General features: G+C 69.2%; 17 protein-coding genes and 1 pseudogene. 12 read left to right on the forward strand and 6 right to left on the reverse strand.

All coding sequences use genetic code 11. The features are described 5' to 3' along the window. Nucleotides 1-6 precede the first annotated feature (6 nt). A complete protein-coding gene (gene yajC, locus ASF27_RS06555) occupies nucleotides 7-342 on the reverse strand; it encodes a preprotein translocase subunit YajC (protein WP_056171456.1) in 336 nt (111 codons plus the stop codon). Nucleotides 343-562: 220 nt separating this feature from the next. On the opposite strand from yajC, the gene ASF27_RS06560 reads away from it, so the two are divergent. After that, nucleotides 563-1456, forward strand: a complete 894-nt coding sequence (locus tag ASF27_RS06560) for an ATP-binding protein (protein WP_056358718.1) — start codon at nucleotides 563-565, stop codon at nucleotides 1454-1456. Nucleotides 1457-1595: 139 nt separating this feature from the next. Here ASF27_RS06560 and ASF27_RS06565 read toward each other — a convergent pair whose 3' ends face one another. The 3 genes from ASF27_RS06565 to ASF27_RS06575 form a co-directional block, all read right to left on the reverse strand. Further along, complete coding sequence (locus ASF27_RS06565; protein WP_056358721.1) at nucleotides 1596-2027, reverse strand: hypothetical protein; 432 nt, start codon at nucleotides 2025-2027, stop codon at nucleotides 1596-1598. 223 nt (nucleotides 2028-2250) lie between these two features. After that, nucleotides 2251-3126, reverse strand: a complete 876-nt coding sequence (locus ASF27_RS06570; protein ID WP_210166262.1) for a phosphatase PAP2 family protein — start codon at nucleotides 3124-3126, stop codon at nucleotides 2251-2253. Between the two features lie 415 nt (nucleotides 3127-3541). Beyond that, nucleotides 3542-3952: a DUF3597 domain-containing protein gene (locus ASF27_RS06575; protein WP_056262523.1), complete on the reverse strand. Its 411-nt coding sequence runs from the start codon at nucleotides 3950-3952 to the stop codon at nucleotides 3542-3544. Between the two features lie 356 nt (nucleotides 3953-4308). Between ASF27_RS06575 and ASF27_RS06580 the strand changes: the two genes are divergently transcribed. From ASF27_RS06580 to ASF27_RS06600, 5 genes are all read left to right on the forward strand, one after another. Then, entirely contained in the window at nucleotides 4309-5283 is a 975-nt protein-coding gene (locus ASF27_RS06580; RefSeq protein ID WP_244472929.1) for an ABC transporter substrate-binding protein, read from the forward strand. A gap of 22 nt (nucleotides 5284-5305) precedes the next feature. Beyond that, nucleotides 5306-6058 (forward strand): ABC transporter permease, encoded by a 753-nt coding sequence (locus ASF27_RS06585; RefSeq protein WP_056358726.1) that lies wholly within the window; start codon nucleotides 5306-5308, stop codon nucleotides 6056-6058. Further along, on the forward strand, nucleotides 6055-6837 hold the full coding sequence (locus ASF27_RS06590; protein WP_056304020.1) for an ABC transporter ATP-binding protein: 783 nt from the start codon (nucleotides 6055-6057) through the stop codon (nucleotides 6835-6837). Before ASF27_RS06585 ends, ASF27_RS06590 begins: the two co-directional genes overlap by 4 nt. A 160-nt stretch (nucleotides 6838-6997) precedes the next feature. Further along, nucleotides 6998-7210, forward strand: a complete 213-nt coding sequence (locus ASF27_RS06595) for a DUF2842 domain-containing protein (RefSeq protein ID WP_056171466.1) — start codon at nucleotides 6998-7000, stop codon at nucleotides 7208-7210. An 83-nt stretch (nucleotides 7211-7293) separates the two neighbouring features. After that, on the forward strand, nucleotides 7294-7665 hold the full coding sequence (locus ASF27_RS06600) for a hypothetical protein (RefSeq protein ID WP_056171468.1): 372 nt from the start codon (nucleotides 7294-7296) through the stop codon (nucleotides 7663-7665). Nucleotides 7666-7692: 27 nt separating this feature from the next. Here the strand turns inward: ASF27_RS06600 and ASF27_RS06605 are convergent, their stop codons facing one another. Beyond that, on the reverse strand, nucleotides 7693-8742 hold the full coding sequence (locus tag ASF27_RS06605; protein WP_056171470.1) for a polysaccharide deacetylase family protein: 1050 nt from the start codon (nucleotides 8740-8742) through the stop codon (nucleotides 7693-7695). Between the two features lie 180 nt (nucleotides 8743-8922). Here ASF27_RS06605 and ASF27_RS06610 point away from each other — a divergent pair, with 180 nt between their 5' ends. Continuing rightward, nucleotides 8923-10095, forward strand: coding sequence for a GNAT family N-acetyltransferase (locus ASF27_RS06610; RefSeq protein WP_056304022.1), 1173 nt, complete (start codon nucleotides 8923-8925; stop codon nucleotides 10093-10095). A gap of 61 nt (nucleotides 10096-10156) precedes the next feature. Here the strand turns inward: ASF27_RS06610 and ASF27_RS06615 are convergent, their stop codons facing one another. After that, nucleotides 10157-12439: a GumC family protein gene (locus tag ASF27_RS06615; RefSeq protein WP_056303999.1), complete on the reverse strand. Its 2283-nt coding sequence runs from the start codon at nucleotides 12437-12439 to the stop codon at nucleotides 10157-10159. Between the two features lie 198 nt (nucleotides 12440-12637). Between ASF27_RS06615 and ASF27_RS06620 the strand changes: the two genes are divergently transcribed. From ASF27_RS06620 to ASF27_RS22830, 5 genes and pseudogenes are all read left to right on the forward strand, one after another. After that, nucleotides 12638-13210: a polysaccharide biosynthesis/export family protein gene (locus ASF27_RS06620; RefSeq protein ID WP_056171477.1), complete on the forward strand. Its 573-nt coding sequence runs from the start codon at nucleotides 12638-12640 to the stop codon at nucleotides 13208-13210. Between the two features lie 178 nt (nucleotides 13211-13388). Further along, a complete protein-coding gene (locus tag ASF27_RS06625) occupies nucleotides 13389-14597 on the forward strand; it encodes a glycosyltransferase family 4 protein (RefSeq protein WP_244480941.1) in 1209 nt (402 codons plus the stop codon). 108 nt (nucleotides 14598-14705) lie between these two features. Further along, the gene (locus ASF27_RS23365; protein ID WP_056358729.1) at nucleotides 14706-15437 is read left to right on the forward strand and encodes a hypothetical protein; all 732 of its coding nucleotides are present in this window, start codon (nucleotides 14706-14708) and stop codon (nucleotides 15435-15437) included. After that, nucleotides 15422-15934 (forward strand): sugar transferase (locus tag ASF27_RS23370; RefSeq protein WP_210166263.1); only part of this gene is annotated, 513 nt, incomplete at its 3' end. The genes ASF27_RS23365 and ASF27_RS23370, both read left to right, overlap by 16 nt. Nucleotide 15935: 1 nt before the next feature. Further along, nucleotides 15936-16220, forward strand: a pseudogene (locus ASF27_RS22830) (sugar transferase); the annotation flags it as partial. Nucleotides 16221-16299: the final 79 nt, after the last annotated feature.

Below are 16299 nucleotides of genomic sequence, written 5' to 3' on the forward strand. Positions count from 1 at the left end.
GGTGGCTCAGGCGGCCTTGACCGGCCCGCCCTTGACCCGGACTTCCGCGATCATGGTGCGGACGACCTTGACGCGGACGTTGGGGGCGATCTCGACCTCGATCTCCGAGGCGTCGTCGGCGACCTTGGTGACGCGGCCGACGATGCCGCCGGTGGTGACGACGGTGTCGTCGCGGCGCACGTTCTTGACCATGCTCTGATGCTCCTTCACGCGGCGCTGCTGCGGGCGGAGGATCAGGAAGTACATGATGACGAAGATGAGGACGAACGGCACCACCTGCAAGGCGATGTCCGCTCCGCCAGCGGCCGCGGAGGCCCCTTGCGCGAAGGCGGGGGTGATCAAGCGCGTGACTCCTCAAGGATACGGCCCCGATCCCCTCGGGCGAGGGGGCGTGCGGGCCTGTCGAAAAAGCGCGCGGACTATAGCCACGGCCTAAGTGAAAGCAACGGCGTGGGCCTGGGGCGAAACGGTCCCGGGCGCAAGCCCCCTGCCCCGGGGACGCTGATCTTTCGGCGGATTTGCCCTAAACCGGCCCCCGCGCCCGCCCGAAGGACCTTTCGCGATGACCTCTGCCACCGACCCGGCCCCGCACGAAACCCTTCACCCCGATCTGCTGCCCGTGCTGGAGCGCATCGCCGCCGCCCTGGAGCGGGCCGCGCCCCCCGCCCGCCCGGCGGTGGACGTCGCGGCGGCCGACGCGTTCCTGTGGGGGCCCGAGCGCCGGCTGATCCCGGTGCGCTCCGTCAACCGCGTCGAGATCGGCCTGCTCACGGGCATCGACCGGGCCCGCGACACGCTGTCCGAGAACACCCGGCGCTTCGCCGCCGGCCTGCCGGCCAACAACGCCCTGCTGTGGGGGGCGCGCGGCATGGGCAAGTCGTCCCTGGTGAAGGCCGTGCACGCCGAGATCAACGCGGCCCGGGGCGACGCCCTCCCGCTCAAGCTCGTGGAAATTCATCGCGAGGACATCGAGGCCCTGCCCGACCTCATGGCGACCCTGCGGGGCGACCGGCACCGCTGGATCGTGTTCTGCGACGACCTGTCGTTCGACGGCGACGACACCTCGTACAAGTCCCTGAAGACGGCGCTGGACGGCGGCATCGAGGGGCGCCCGGAGAACGTGCTGTTCTACGCCACCTCCAACCGCCGACACCTGCTCGCCCGCGAGATGGTGGAGAACGAGCGCTCCACGGCCATCAACCCCGGCGAGGCCGTGGAGGAGAAGGTGTCCCTGTCGGACCGGTTCGGCCTGTGGCTCGGCTTCCACAAGTGCAGCCAGGACGAATACCTCGCCATGGTCCGCGCCTACGTGGCCCGTCACGGCCTGACCGCCGATCCCGACACCGTGCGGGCCGAGGCCCTGGAATGGGCGACCACCCGGGGCTCGCGCTCGGGGCGCACGGCGTTCCAGTACATTCAGGATCTGGCGGGGCGGCTGGGGCAGCGGTTGGCGTGACCGCGCGGATCGTCCGGCGCACGCTCCCGCTTTCCAGCCCGGACGCGGGGACAGGCGCTAAGACTGCCTCGCAAACCTGCCGGTCACCATCGGTTCTCGCTTTGAATACGGCGGTGCAGCGGGAGTTTTGTGACAGACACTAAACGCCCCGCTCTTCCTCGAGCGCGCGGGACCGGATCCGGTCTCCGCGCAGGCTCTCGATTTCCGCCCGGCTGAAGAGAATGCGTCGGGTCAGCGCCTGGATCGCCAGCAACGGGAGGCAGATGAAAGCGGTCGCCGCCGCAAACGAATCGGAGGGCAACCCGACGAAGAGATTGAACCCATCGCGCGCCGCCGGCAGCAGTGCCAGAAACGAGACTATGTGAAGGGCAGAATAGTCCTCGAGCCCCCATCGCAGACGCGCGGGGCGCTCGCTCGCGACAAGGAGACAGGCGGAGGTGACGAGCACACCCGCAAGCACGCTCGCCACGGGTGATGTCAGACCGGCCCACCCTCGCAGGGCATGATAGACAAGAAGCTGTGCGGCAGCGCCGCCAATGACGATGCAGAAGGTTCGCGCGCTCCACGCCATGACCCAGTTCCTCGAACCAGCCTCTGCGGCTCACCGAGGCATACTCCTGCGGGAAGAAGGCTCCAAGCGCCGCCTTCGATTGAATGGACATCCCGAAACCGGATCGCCCCTCTCCGGCGCCGGGCCGGGCGCGCCCTGCGAGGAGCGTCCCGGCCGAGACCACGTTCGAGGCGCAGGGTGTTACCGGTAACCCTCGTCGGAACGGTCGCGAGCCGACCCCCCCTCACGTCGCGGGGTTCAGGGCTCGCAACGGCATGGACAGATCGGGAGAGGGCTTCCGCGTCCGCGTGATCGACACCACAACCGCAAACAGGGCGACACCGGCGAACACATCCACGAAATAATGCCCGCCGATGACGATCGTCGATACCATGACGATGGCGGTCCAGATCAGGATCGATAGGCGCAACAGGCGCACGGGCAATATTCGCAAGGACATGAACACGTGGGCGGTCACACAGGCGAAGGCCGCATGAAACGAGGGGAACGTGATGACTCCATTCAACTCGGAAAGACGGACATGCTTCGTCGTTCCGGAGCGGAACGCATCGAACGTTGCGAGGTGATAGAGGCCCGCGCCCTCCGGTAGTTGTGAAACGACATCCTCGGCGAGTTGCAGTCCGGCGAAGGCTCCGATGGCCGGAAATGGAATCGCGATGACGGCACAGGTGAACCCGGCGAGCGCGATCATCGCACAAAACCGCCATGCCGCGTCCGCTCTCCGCATGAGAATGAGGATCAGGGGCACGAAGATGAGTACCTTGAACGACGCGTGGTAAGCGAAGACCAGGGGGTCGTGCAGTGCCGGCACCCGGGACACGAACGCCACGATCGTTCGCGCATCAAGACCGATCATCTCATCGGCTCGAATCAGCGCCCCATCGATGAGCGGCGCGTTAACGGCCAGGCCTGCCAACGCAAGAACCCCAAGCATGGTCAGACTGCACCCGGTCACGGCGAGCGTACCGAGGCTATCGGCGATGAAAGGTTCCCGTCGGTAGAAGGTGTAGAACGCCTGGAGTGCGAAGAGGACGCAGATGCCCGCGGCCCACAGCAGCAAGTGGGACAACTCGACCCGAAGCCCGGTCGCGATCGTCATGCCGAGGGCGCACGCCGTCACGGCGGCGGCAGTGGTCGAGGCCAAGACTCTCGGATGCATGTGCGAACCCTAGTTTGCACACACCATGCACACGCAATCCTAAAGCGAAGTTGATAGATCCCGCTTCGAAGCGACAGAAGGTACCCCTCGATTTGCCGAGGGCAACCTACGCTTTGAACCGGAGGCACGGCTCCCACGACACCCTTGGATCGCCAGCAAGACCTCCGCCTTCGATCTTCGCCACGATCGATGCCCGGTCGGTGCGCGTAGGATCACGGGCCGACGTATCCGAGACGTCCAAGCGGCTTTGCTGCCTTCCCCTCGGCATTCAAACGACGAAGGCCCGGCTGCCGCAAGGGCAACCGGGCCTGCCGAACAGCTCAGGCGCGAATGCGCTCCGAGCCTGAATTGACAATCAATCCTTCAGATCGGCCGGCACCTTGCCGCCGTTCTCTTCGAGCTTCTTGATCACCTGCTTGTGCAGCCAGACGTTCATGGAAGCCGAATCCTCCTTGTCGCCCGTGTAGTGGAGCTCGTCGGCGAGCTGCTTGCGGGCGGTGAGGCTCGAATCGAGGTCGAGGAGCTTCATCAGGTCGACGATGGAGGTGCGCCAGTTGAGGGTCTGGCCGTTCTTGGCGGCCATGCCGTTGAGGACCTCCTCGACATCGACGGAGCCGGCCGGGACGGACCCGCCCGTGGCGGTGCCGGTCGAGGTGGAGGCGTCGGAGCCGCCGGTGGTGGCCGGGGCGTCGGCGGGCTTGGCCTGGGCGTCGCCGCCTCCGAAGGGATGGAGGATCTTGCTGACGATGCTGCCGAGGAGGCTCATGGTGGAAATCCCTGATTCTGGTGCCGCCGCCGGCCCGGTGGCCGCAGCGGGGGGATAACGGAAGCGAGACGAGGCCGTTCCCGAAAGCCGCGCCGGAACCCGCCCGGGCCGCGACAGAACCGCCCTGCCCGCCCCCGCGAACGGAGAGGGATCTTCCAAAGCACGGGGCAACAGGCCGGAGACGCGAGCAAATTCTTGCGTGCCCCGGCGCCCCGTGCCAAGGCCCGGGACCAGAAGCCCCGATCGATCCGTGCGGTGGAGCCCTGGGGCGCCCCGTGCCGTCGGCCACCCTTCTCGACGCCCCTGACCGGACCTGACCGATGCGCCTCCTGCCCGTTTTCGCCCTGCTGCTCTCCATGACGGGCGTCGCCTCGGCCCAGAGCACCGCCCCCGTGCCCGTGCGCATCGGCGTGATCCCGGTCGTCGGCGCGGCGCCGGTCTTCGTCGCCAATGGCGAGGGCTGGCTCAAGGAGGCGGGGCTCGCCCCCACCTTCACCACCTTCGAATCCGGCCCCAACATGATCCAGGCGCTCGCGTCGGGCACCATCGACGTCTACGTCGCCGGCGTCGCGCCGCTCGCCGTCGCCCGCACCAAGGGCATCGACGTCCGCGTGGTGGCCGCCACCGCCATCGAGGAGATGGTGTTCGTGGCCGGGCCGAAGCTCGCCCCCTACTTCGCGAACGGCGCCGGCAAGGCCGAGGCCTTCGCCCAGTTCAAGGCCAAGGAGGGCCGGCCCGCCCGCCTCGCCACCCAGCCGCCGGGCTCCGTGCCCAACACCACCCTGCAGCATTGGCTCTGGCAGGTCGCCAAGGCCGACAAGGCGAATGCCGAGGTCGTCGCCATGGGCATCGACGCGACCCAGCAGGCGGTGCTGGCCGGGGCCGTCGACGGCGCCTCCATCCGCGAGCCGGCGCTCACCATCGTCCAGCAGCGCAACCCGGCGATCAAACTCATCGCCACGGGCGGTGAGATGTTCCCCAACCAGCCCGGCACCGTGGTGGGCGTGTTCGGCGCCTTCGCGGACAAGAACCCGGCGGCCGTCGAGGGCCTGGTGAAGGCCGTGATCAAGGCGAGCGAGTTGCTGAAATCCGATCCGGCCCGCGCGGCGAAGCCCGTCGAGGCGGCTTTGGGCAAGGGCATCACCGATCTGGCCACCATCCAGAAGGCCATCACCTCGCCGGCAGCGAAATTCACCGCCGATCCCCGCGCCATCGTCGAGGCCACCAAGGCGATGCAGGCCTATCAGGTCTCCATCGGGACGCTGGACAAGGACGTGCCGCTGGACGGTCTGTTCGACCCGCGCCCCTACGAGAAGGCGACCGCGCGCTGAGCCGCGCGCCCGCTTGAACCGCATGCCCGCGTTCCGCGCCACGGCGCTCTCCGCCCTCGGCCTCGCCGCCTTCCTGATGTTCTGGGAAGCGATGCCGCGCCTCGGCCTCATCAACCCGGCCTTCCTGCCGCCGCCGAGCACGATTCCGGCCGCCTTCCTGCGGGAGATCCAGCTTGGCGTGTGGGGCGAGGCCGTGTGGTCGAGCCTGAGCCACTACGTCGTCGGCCTCACTGTGGGCGCTGGGGCCGGCATCGCGCTCGGCCTCCTCAGCGGCATGTTTTCGGGGTTCGAGGCCGTCACCGCCTGGATCGTGCGGCTGCTGCGGCCGATCCCCGGCCTCGCCTGGGTGCCCTTCGCCATCATCTGGTTCGGGGTCCAGCCCTCGGCCGCCGTGTTCATCATCGCCATCGGCGTGTTCTGGATCGTGTTCTTCGCCACCCAAGGCGCCGTGCGCGGCGTCGACCGCGACCTCGTCGAGGTGGCGCAGGCCTTCGGCTTCCGCTCGCCGTGGTCGCGCCTCGTCAAGATCCTGCTGCCGGCCGCCACCCCGGGCATCCTCGTGGGCCTGCGCACCGCCCTGGGCCAGGCCTGGATGGCCGTGGTCGCCGCCGAGATCTTCGGCGTGCCGGGCGTCGGCGCCCGGATGATGCAGGCCTCCAGCCTCCTCTCCACCGACATCGTGGTCGTCTACATGCTCACCATGGCCGGCCTCTACGGCCTGTTCGACACCGGCTTCGTCGCCCTCCAGGGCTGGCTCCTGCGGTGGCGCGCGTGAGCACGCCCGTCCCCCCGCCCGTCTCTTCGCCCATCATCGCCATCCAGGGCCTCAGCCTCGCCTACGAGCGGGAAGGAGTGCGCAACACGATCCTCGCCGACCTCGACCTCACCATCGCGCGGGGCGAATTCCTCGTCATCGTCGGCGAATCCGGGGTCGGCAAGTCCACGGTCCTGCGGGTGCTCATCGGCCTCGCCCAGCCGAGCGCCGGCACCGTGCGCGTCGAGCCCCGCCCCGGCTGCCGCACGCCCATGGCCCTGGTGTTCCAGGACGCCCGCCTGCTGCCGTGGCGCCGGGTCGTCGCCAACGTGGCCTTCGGGCTGGAGGGCAGCGGCCTCACCAAGGCCCAGCGCCTCGCCAAGGCGGCCGAGATGCTGGCGCTGGTGGGCTTGGCCGACCTCGGCCAGCGCTGGCCGCACCAGCTCTCGGGCGGCCAGCGCCAGCGCGTCGCCATCGCCCGGGCCCTCGCCGTCGATCCCGACGTGCTCCTCATGGACGAACCGTTCTCGGCCCTCGACAGCTTCACCCGCGAAGGCCTGCAGGACGAGCTGCAGCGCATCCAGGCGGCCACCGGCAAGACCATCCTGTTCGTCACCCACGACATCGACGAGGCCGTCACCCTGGCCGACCGGGTGGTGGTCCTGGCCGGCGCCCCCGGCCGGGTCGCCGCGGAGATGACCGTCACGGTGCCCCGGCCCCGCCGCCGCCGCGACGCCGCGTTGCTGGAGGCCGCCCGCCAGTTGCGGACCGAACTGTCGGGCCGCTCGGCCGAGTTGTGACGGCGCCGCGCCGGCCGAACCGTACCGGCGCCTTCGGCGCATGGGGGGCGTGCGCCGTTCCATCCGGGCGACGGACCGGCGCATTGCGCCGCGCGTGCGCCGGGCTTAACCCCGCCCGGGGCGTCCGTTTTCTCCGTAGGACCGCCCGAGGAGAAGGCCGATGCGCCGCCGCACCCGCTCCCTGATCGGCACCATCACGATGCTGGCCTTCGTCGTCGTCTACGCGCCGCTCGCCATGGCGCTCGCCGACAGCCGCATCTCGCAGACCCCGGCCCCCGTGCAGGCGGTGCTCTACTGCATCCTGGGCATCGCCTGGATCATCCCGCTGATGCCCCTCATCAGTTGGATGCAGCGGCCCGACTCCGACGCTTGACCGGAAGGCGCCGGGATTTCGCCGCACTCGCGGGGCACAAACGGCCCCGCTCCCGAACGCGCCGAAGGTCGATTCCCCGCATCATGCCGCTCCGCCCGACTCTGGTTCTCCTGGCCTTCCTCGCCCCCACCCTGGCCGCCGCCCAAGGCGCACCGCGCTCCGTGGGCGAGTGCGAACGCCTCAAGAACGATCTCGCCTACAACCAGTGCCTGGCGATGTTCGGCCCTGCCGCCAAGAACGTTGCGGCCGGCATTTCCGCAGGAGCGGCGACCGCCTCGGCCTCCGTCGCCACGGCCCTGGCGGCCCTGCCGTCCAGCATCGCCGCCGCCCTGCCGACGGTGCAGGAGACCGGCCGTCGGGGACGGCGCAGTCGCTACGGCCGCCACGGCCGCCAGAGCGCGAGCTTCGACACCGGCGGCGGGTCGCGCTCGTATCGCCGTCACCGCCGGCGCTGATCCGACTGATCGCCAAGACCTTTCCGTTCAACCGACGTTGAGGCGCCGCCCCCGGTTCCAGGCCAGGAACGGCACACCCGAGAGCAGGGACGCGAGGGCGGCCGGGCTCTGGTGGCAGCCGTTCACCGAGACGCGCGGCAGGGCCTGCAGGTGGTCGACGTGCCCAGGGAACAGGTGGCCCGGCCGCGTCGTCACCGCCGTCGAGAAGCCGAGCTGCCGCGCCAGGGCGAACTCCCGCTGGCCCGCGGAACTCGGGTCGCCGACCGGATAGGACAGGTGCCGCACCGGGCGGCCGAGTTCGCGGGCGAGATCCTCGCGGCCCGCCTCGACCTCCCGCCGCAGGGTCGCCGCGTCATGCTTGGCGAGCATCGGGTGGCTGATCGTATGGGCGCCGAAGGTCACGGTCGGGTCGCGGCCGAGCCCCCTGAGCTCGTCCCAGCTCAGGCACAGTTCGCGTGCCAGGGTCCCTGCCGCGATGCCGGCCTGCTCGCACAGGCCCGCGATCTCCGCGAGAAGATGCCCTTCGGGTCCGGCGCGCAGGTGGCGGTAGACCACCTCGAACGCCGCCCGTTTCTCCGCGTCGCTGCCCGCGGGCAGGTCGATCTGCGTACCGGGAAGCCGCACCCGCCGGAGGCGACCGATCGCCCGCTCCAGTTCGAGCCACCACAGGCGACCGCGCCCACCGGCGAAGTCGCTGGTGACGAACAGGGTCCAGGGGGCGCCGTGCCGTCTCAGGACCGGGGCGGCGTGCTCGACATTGTCCCGGTAGCCGTCGTCGAAGGTCAGGACGGCGAAGGGCGCGCGCCCCGTCCCCGCGAGCCGCTCGGGCACCGCATCGAGGGAGATCACCTCGAACCCGCGTCGGGCCAGGGTGAGGAGGACGTGATCCAGGAAGTCCGGTGTGATGGCCAGCAGCCGATTGGGCGCGTAGGCGCCGGGCGGCTCGGGGCGGACATGATGAAAGGTGAGGATCACCCCCCGTCCCCGGGCCAGGGGCGCGAGCCAGCGGTCGGCCCCCGTCGCCGCGATGGTCCGGAACCCGGCCTCGAACAGGCGGTGGCGGCGGGCTGTCGACATCGAAACTCCGAACGTGGGCCAGCGATAGTCGTCCCGGAACCGGCAAGGTTTCGTTACCCACGCCGACAGGACGGCCCCGGCGCTTCACCCGTCGTTTAAGAGCCTGAGCGCTCCCTCGACGCCGAGCGAGCGGGAGCGACGGTGGTGACGGGCGGCGTGCACGATCTAGGCGGAGTGGAGATGATACGGGATACGGCGCGCGGCAGCCTGACCACGGAGGTCTATTCCGATTTGGCCGCCGTCGAGGCCCTGTGGCGCGGCCTGGAAGCCGATCCGGCTGTCCTGATGACCCCCTACCAGCGCTTCGACTGGGTCTCCGCCTATCTGCGGACCGAACCGGACGCCGTGCTTCGTGTCTTCGTGGTACGCGACGCGGCCGGTCGACCGCAGGTGCTGATCCCCTGTCACCTGACGTACGAGCACGGCCTGCGCGTCGCACGGGTCGTCGGCGGGAAGCACGCCAACTTCCATATGCCCCTCTTCGCCTCGCGCGCGGCAGCCGCCCTGCGGCCCGAGGATCTGGCAGAGCCTCTCCGAGCGGCAGCCCGGGCCACCGGCATCGCCGCCTACGCCTTCTCGCACCAGCCCTTTTTTTGGGAGGGTGCCGCCAACCCCCTCGGCTTCCGGGCCGAGCCTTCGCCGAGCGACGCCTACGGCCTCCTGCTGGGGCCCGATGCGGAATCCACGGTCAAGCGGGTGTTCAGCACCGACGCCCGCAAGAAACTGCGCGCCAAGGAGAAGAAGCTCGTCGAGGCGTTCGGCCCGGTGGCATACCGGATGGCGCGGACCGATGCGGAGGTCACCGCCTACCTCGACGCGTTCTACGCCCAGAAGGCATCGCGTTTTTCCGCCATGGGGATCGCCAACCCCTATGCCGATGCGGGCGTGCGCGGCTTCCTCGCCGCCGGCGCGCGCCGGCACGGACGCTCCGACGAACCGGCCATCGAAGTCGCGGCCCTGGTGGGCACCGAGAGCGGGCGGGTGTTCGCGGTCTTCGCCGGCGCCGTGGACGCGGCCCGCTACAGCGGCATGATGACGTCGTTCGATCAGGATCCGGCTGTGAGCCGATCGAGCCCCGGTGATATTCTGCTGCAGTATCTGATCCGGGATCAGGCGGAGCGTGGCCGCCGCGCCCTCGACCTCGGCGTCGGCGAGGCGCGCTACAAGGCCAACACATGTGACGAGACCATCGAGCTCGGCGAGGTCACGATTCCCGTGTCCCTGCCCGGTCGGATCCTCCTCCTCAAGACCGTGGGCGTTGCCCGGCTCAAGCGGCGGATCAAGCGTGATCCGCGCCTGTCGACCCTGGTCGGCCGCCTACGCCACTGGCGGGCAGGTGCGCTCGCGCAGTAGCGCGGGAGGCGTCGGCTCGGGGGACGGCCGGCGCTCGGAAGGCGCAGAGGTCGGCGCCCGTTCAGGCCGCCGAACGACGCAGTTCGAGGTCGGCACCGAATCCCCGAACGGGTGTCTCGGCGACGGTCCGGTCCCGGGCCACGAGAATACGGCTGGCGCCGGATGCTTCTGCCAGGGCGAAGAGATGAACGAGTTCGGCATCGTCCGCCTCCCGGTTCGAAGCGATCACCACCGTGTCCATGGCGCCGCCCACCGCCGACAGAAGCGCCTGGGCCGCTTCGGTCTCCGCTCCGTGAAGGCGGCAGAGCACCCAATCGTAGGCTTGCGCCAGGGCATCGAGGGCAATCTCCAAGGCTTCCGGCTCCTCGCTCAGCACGTCGATGTCGAGGAAGCCGCGCTGGACCCTGTCGAGGCGCGACCCGGGAATTCGCTGGATCACATCGAGAAAAGCCGCTTCGCCGGCGACGAGGTCCGTGAGGCCGGCATCCTCGGGGCCACAGGCTGGGCCATTCAGATCGAGCACCACGGTGCGCGCACCGACCGCGAGGGCTTCGGCCAGGGTACCCGCCAGGGTTCCGGCGGGGTCACCCATGCCGCCGTCCTGGGTTTCCACCGGATCCAGGGTTTCCGCAAAGAGGACCCGGCGGCCGATTCCCGCGTACGCATCCTCACTCAGGCGCGCCACGAGCCCGTCGAGCGCAAACCGGCCGGGCGCCGGAGTGACTGCAGGAACGGGCGCGGCGGCGGGAACGACCGATGCCGAGGCGACCATGGGCTCGAAGGAAGTCGCGGTGGTGACGCCGTGGCGGGCCAATGCCGGCGACGCCTCCGGGAAGGTGAAGCGCGACGATGCGGAGCCGGACGGCTCGCCCCCATCGGCTTCGGCCTTGGTCTCAGCGTCCGCATCCGCGCGCTTGCGCCGGATATCATCGGGATCCGTGAGAAGATGGCGGGCGATGACGCCGCCCATCGAAAACAGAAGAGCCATGATCACAGCCAGCGTGATGACCGGCAGCTTCTTGGGGAAGGAGGGAGTTTCCGGCACCACGGCGCGCGAAACGATGCGGGCGTCGGCGGGGGTCGCGCTCTCGGCGTCGCGAGCGGAGGCTTCGCGGTAGCGGGACAGGTAGGATTCGAGCTGCTCACGCTGGGCCTTGGCCTCGCGCTCGAGGGCCCGCAGTTGAACCTCGCTCGAATTGCCCTTCCAGACGACATCGCGCTGGGCATCGACGGTCGCACTCAGACTTTCGACGCGGGCCTCGGCGATCCGGGCGTCGTTCTCCATGGTCCGGACGATGCGCTCGGCGGTGGCCTTGATCTGCGTGTCGAGGTCGGCGATCTGCGCCGTCAGTTCCTTGATGCGCGGGTGGGCCGGCAGGAGCGTGCGGGCCTCCAGGGCAAGCTGGCCGCGCAGGGTGATGCGCTGCTCCACCGTGCGGCGGATGATTTCGTTGTTGGCGACATCCGGGATCTCGAAGGCACGACCGTCCTTGATCATTTCCTTGATCAGTTTGGCCCGTCCGGCGAGATCGGCCTTGACGGTGCGGGCCTGCGATAGCTGCGTCGAGAGTTCGCCGAGTTGTTGCGCGCTCAGCGGCTGGCTCGCCGTACCGCCTCCGATGAGGCCGTTGCGGGCACGATACGCCTCGACCTTCGCCTCGGCTTCGGCGACGCGGGTTCGCAGGGTCTCGATGTTGCCGCCGAGCCAGGTCGAGGCGTAGCGGGCGGTATCGGTCTTCGCGGCCTCCAGAGAGGTGATATAGAGTTCGGCGATGGTGTTGGCGGCCTGCGCGGCGAGTTCCGGATCCTTCGCGCGGAACTCGACCGTGAGGATCCGCGACTTCCCCGCCGGATAAACCAGGAGTCGGTCGAAATAGGCTTCGAGCACCCGATCCTCGGGCGCCCGTTCCAGGGGGTTCTTGGCGAGGCCGATCATCATGAGAAGACGCTGAACCGGGCCGATGCCGGCCACCTCCGGATCGAACTCGGCGTTGCCCACGAGTTTGAGCCGGCGAATCGCCTCGCGAGCGAGATCGCGGGACATCACCACCTGGACCTGACTGGCGACGGCCTGCTCGTCGATGGGTGCCACCTGCTCGCCCCGCTCCTGGGTCGAGCGCGTGAAGGCTGCCTCCCGGCTCTCGAGGAGAAGCTTCGCCTCGCCGGTGTAGCGCGGCGGCACAACCTGTACGAACGCGATGGCACCGAGCCCCGCGACCACCGTCGGGACGGCGATCCAACGCCAGGAGCGGCGCAGAAGGCTGGCGAGCTGGGCGAGCCCGAGGCCGTCCCCGGCCCTGTGCAGGACCGACGGACCGGCAAAGTTCGGCGATGAGCGAGGCATGGATCGATCTTTACGCTCGTGCGAGGCAGCGGCCGTAGGCCGGCCTTCGTCGCATCAGGCAATCATATTAAGGTTGATCACGCGTTAAGACCGGGCAGTCCCGGCACAGAACCACCGGGCAGGAGCCCGGATCAGCATTCCTTAACCATATGCCCCTAGGGATCGAGACCAGAATTCATGGTCATGGCGGCATTGGTGATGAACCGACGCACACTTCTTCTCACTCTTTCGTCCAGCTTCGCGCTGGGCGGCTGCCTGCGTCCGGACTTCCGGACGGAACAGCTCGACGCCACGACGACGGGCTCGATCGGTGCGCGCTATACCCTGTCGGCGGGCGACCGCCTGCGGGTGATCGTCTTCGGGCAGGACAACCTATCCAACATCTATGCCGTCGATGGGGACGGCAGTATCGCGATGCCCCTCATCGGCCTCGTCAAGGTTGGCGGTCAGTCCACGGCGCAGGCCGCCCGTACCGTCGAGGCCAAGCTCGCGTCCGGCTTCGTGCGTGAGCCGCACGTCACCGTGGAGGTCGATGCCTACCGCCCATTCTACATCCTGGGCGAAGTCACGAACTCCGGCCAATACCCTTACGTCAACGGCATGGCCGTGGAGACGGCCGTGGCCATCGCCGCGGGATTCGGCCCGCGGGCGGCGCGCGACTACGCTGTCCTGACCCGTGAGGGTCGTGGCGGCCTCGTCTCGGGCATCGTGCCGATGACCTACCCGGTTCGCCCGGGCGACACCATTGTGGTCAAGGAGCGCTTCTTCTGAGGCATCCGCGCGAAACGGCGCCTTTAAGCCTTGCGTAACCGCAAGTCGAAGTTGGAGCATGTGACCGGGATGCTCTTAATGTTCCCGCCATCCCGCTGACGACAGGATCACGGCCATCCGGGCGCCGCCGCCCGCCGGTTGCCGCGTGGAGAATCCGATCGTGAGTGCGTCCGCTTCCATTTCGAACGCATCTCGTTCCGCCACCCTGGCCGAAGGCCCGTCACTCACCGCTCACCGCATCATCCACGTTTTCCGAGCCCCCGTGGGGGGCCTGTTCCGCCACGTGGTCGATCTCGCCCGACTGCAGGCAGCAGCCGGTCATCAGGTCGGCATCGTCTGCGATGCGAACACCGGTGGGGATCGGGCGGCCCAGGCCTTCGCAGCACTCGCGCCCAGCCTGGCACTCGGGATCGTTCGGGTGCCGATGCACCGGAATCCCCATCCCTCCGACCTGACGGCTCTGCGCGTCCTCGCCGAGCGGGCCAGGATCACGGGGGCTACGGTGCTGCACGGCCATGGAGCCAAGGGCGGCGTCTACGCGCGGGCGGCGAGGGTCGCCGGACCCAATCCGATTCGGGCCTATACGCCCCATGGGGGCAGCTACAACTACAAGCCCGGCACGATCCGGCACAGGCTCTACATGGGCATCGAGCGCCTTCTGGCCCTGCGGACGGATCTGTTCCTGTTCGAGAGCGAGTACGTCGCCGGGCGCCACCGCGCTCATGCGGGTACGGCCCGCTTGACCCGGATCGTCCACAATGGGATCTGCGAATCCGAGTTCCTGCCCGTCGCGCCCGCGGCAGATCCCTACGATCTGCTCTATATCGGCGAATTGCGGGATGCCAAGGGTGTGCCCTTTCTCCTCGAAGCCTTGGCGAGTTTGCGAGAAGAGGGCCGGACCTTACGCCTGCTGATGGTGGGCTCCGGTCCCGATGCCGACCTCCTGGCCGCCCGTGTCCGGGCCATGGGACTCGGCGACGCCGTCGCGTTCGAGGCGCCTCAGCCCATCCGTGCCGTGTTGGCGCGGGGCAGGATCATGGTGGTGCCGTCCCTGGCCGAATCCCTGCCCTACGTGGTGCTCGAAGCGGCTGCGGCCCAGCACCCCCTGGTGGCGACGAATGTCGGCGGGATTCCCGAAATCTTCGGGGCGGCTGCGTCCCACCTCGTCCCTCCCCGGGATGCTGGCGCTCTCAAGGAAGCCATCGTCCGGGTGCTCGACGAAGCCCCCGATGCCCGCGCGGCGCGGTTCGCCGATCTCGGTGCCTCGGTCCAGGTGCGCTTCTCGATGAAGCGCATGGGCGCCGATGTCCTGTCGGGCTATGCCGCCGCCTTCCGAGCCCGTGTCAAAGCCGAGCCCGCCGCCGCGCATGCGGGACAGGCGATCTGATCCGGAGCCCGTACCACCGGGGCCGTTAAACGTTCCGTGAGGCCTTCCTGACAGAGTGGATCATCGTCGTGGTGACGCGACGTCGACCGAAGTCCGGAAGCCCTGACGATGAGTGCCTTCGACGTCCGCGACCTTTTGGAAGCCGCGGCCCGACCGTTTCCCGCTTCCGAACAGGAAGCTTCTCTGCCGAGCGGCTCGAGCGCGATCCCCCCGGCCGAGGCCACGGCTCGGCCGGCACCGGCCTTCTCGCCCGTCGTGCTGACGGGCTGCGTGCGGATCGCGGAGTTCGCCCTCATCGGTGTCACGGGTCTGGCCACGCAATGGCTCCAGCTCGCGGGCGTCGTTCCGCTCGGTCCGCGTTACGCCACGGCGATCCTCGGCATCGCCACGGTCGCGGTGATCCTCTTCCAAGTCATGGGGCTCTACGGCATCGGGGCCTTGCGCGGCTTCCTGAAGCCGGCCTTGCGCCTCGTGGCCGCCTGGACGCTCGTTCTCCTCGTCGTGGCGACCGTGATGGTGTTTGCCAAGGTCGCCGACCATTACTCGCGCGTCTGGCTGGGCACCGTCTTCGTCGCGGGCCTCGGCCTGCTCCTGCTGGGCCGCTTCATCCTGTCCCGGATCATCGGTGCCCAGACGCGGCGTGGCCGGTTCGACCGGCGCACGGCCATCGTGGGTGGCGGGCCCGTGGCCGAGGACCTGATCCGCGCCCTCGACGCCCAGGCCGAGTCCGGCATCCGCATCGTCGGCGTGTTCGACGACCGCGGCGACCGGCGCTCCGACACCGTGGTGGCGGGGGACCCCAAGCTCGGCACCGCGGCGGGCCCGTGGCCGAGGACCTGATCCGCGCCCTCGACGCCCAGGCCGAGTCCGGCATCCGCATCGTCGGCGTGTTCGACGACCGCGGCGACCGGCGCTCCGACACCGTGGTGGCGGGGTACCCCAAGCTCGGCACCGTCGACGACCTCGTCGCCTATGCCCGCACCACCCGCCTCGACCTCGTCATCTTCACCATCCCCATCACCGCCGAGGACCGCATCCTCCAGATGCTGGCCAAGCTYTGGGTCCTGCCCATCGACATCCGCCTCTCGGCCCAGGCCTCGAARCTGCGCCTGCGCCCGCGYGCCTACTCCTACCTCGGCACGGTGCCGGTGCTCGACGTGTTCGACAAACCCATGGCCGACTGGGACATCATCGCCAAGAGCGTGTTCGACCGCCTCGTCGGTCTCGCCATGCTGGTGGCGCTCAGCCCGGTGATGCTCGGCGTGGCCTTGGCCGTCGCCCTCACCTCGCCCGGTCCGGTCCTGTTCCGGCAGAAGCGCTACGGCTTCAACAACGAGNGCGCTCAGCCCGGTGATGCTCGGCGTGGCCTTGGCCGTCGCCCTCACCTCGCCCGGTCCGGTCCTGTTCCGGCAGAAGCGCTACGGCTTCAACAACGAACTCATCGAGGTCTACAAGTTCCGCTCGATGTACGTGACCCAGAGCGATGCGGGAGCCGCCAAGCTGGTGACGCGCAACGACCCGCGGGTGACGCCGGTGGGCCGCTTCATCCGCCGGACGTCCCTGGACGAGTTGCCGCAGCTGTTCAACGTGATCAAGGGCGAGTTGTCCCTCGTCGGRCCACGGGGCACGATCTTCGGCCGCATGGGCGGAGAGGAGTTCGCCTGCCTGCTGACCGGAACCGAGGATGCGCGTGCCCGCGCCG

This window comes from Methylobacterium sp. Leaf102, assembly GCF_001422425.1.
GTDB lineage: Bacteria > Pseudomonadota > Alphaproteobacteria > Rhizobiales > Beijerinckiaceae > Methylobacterium.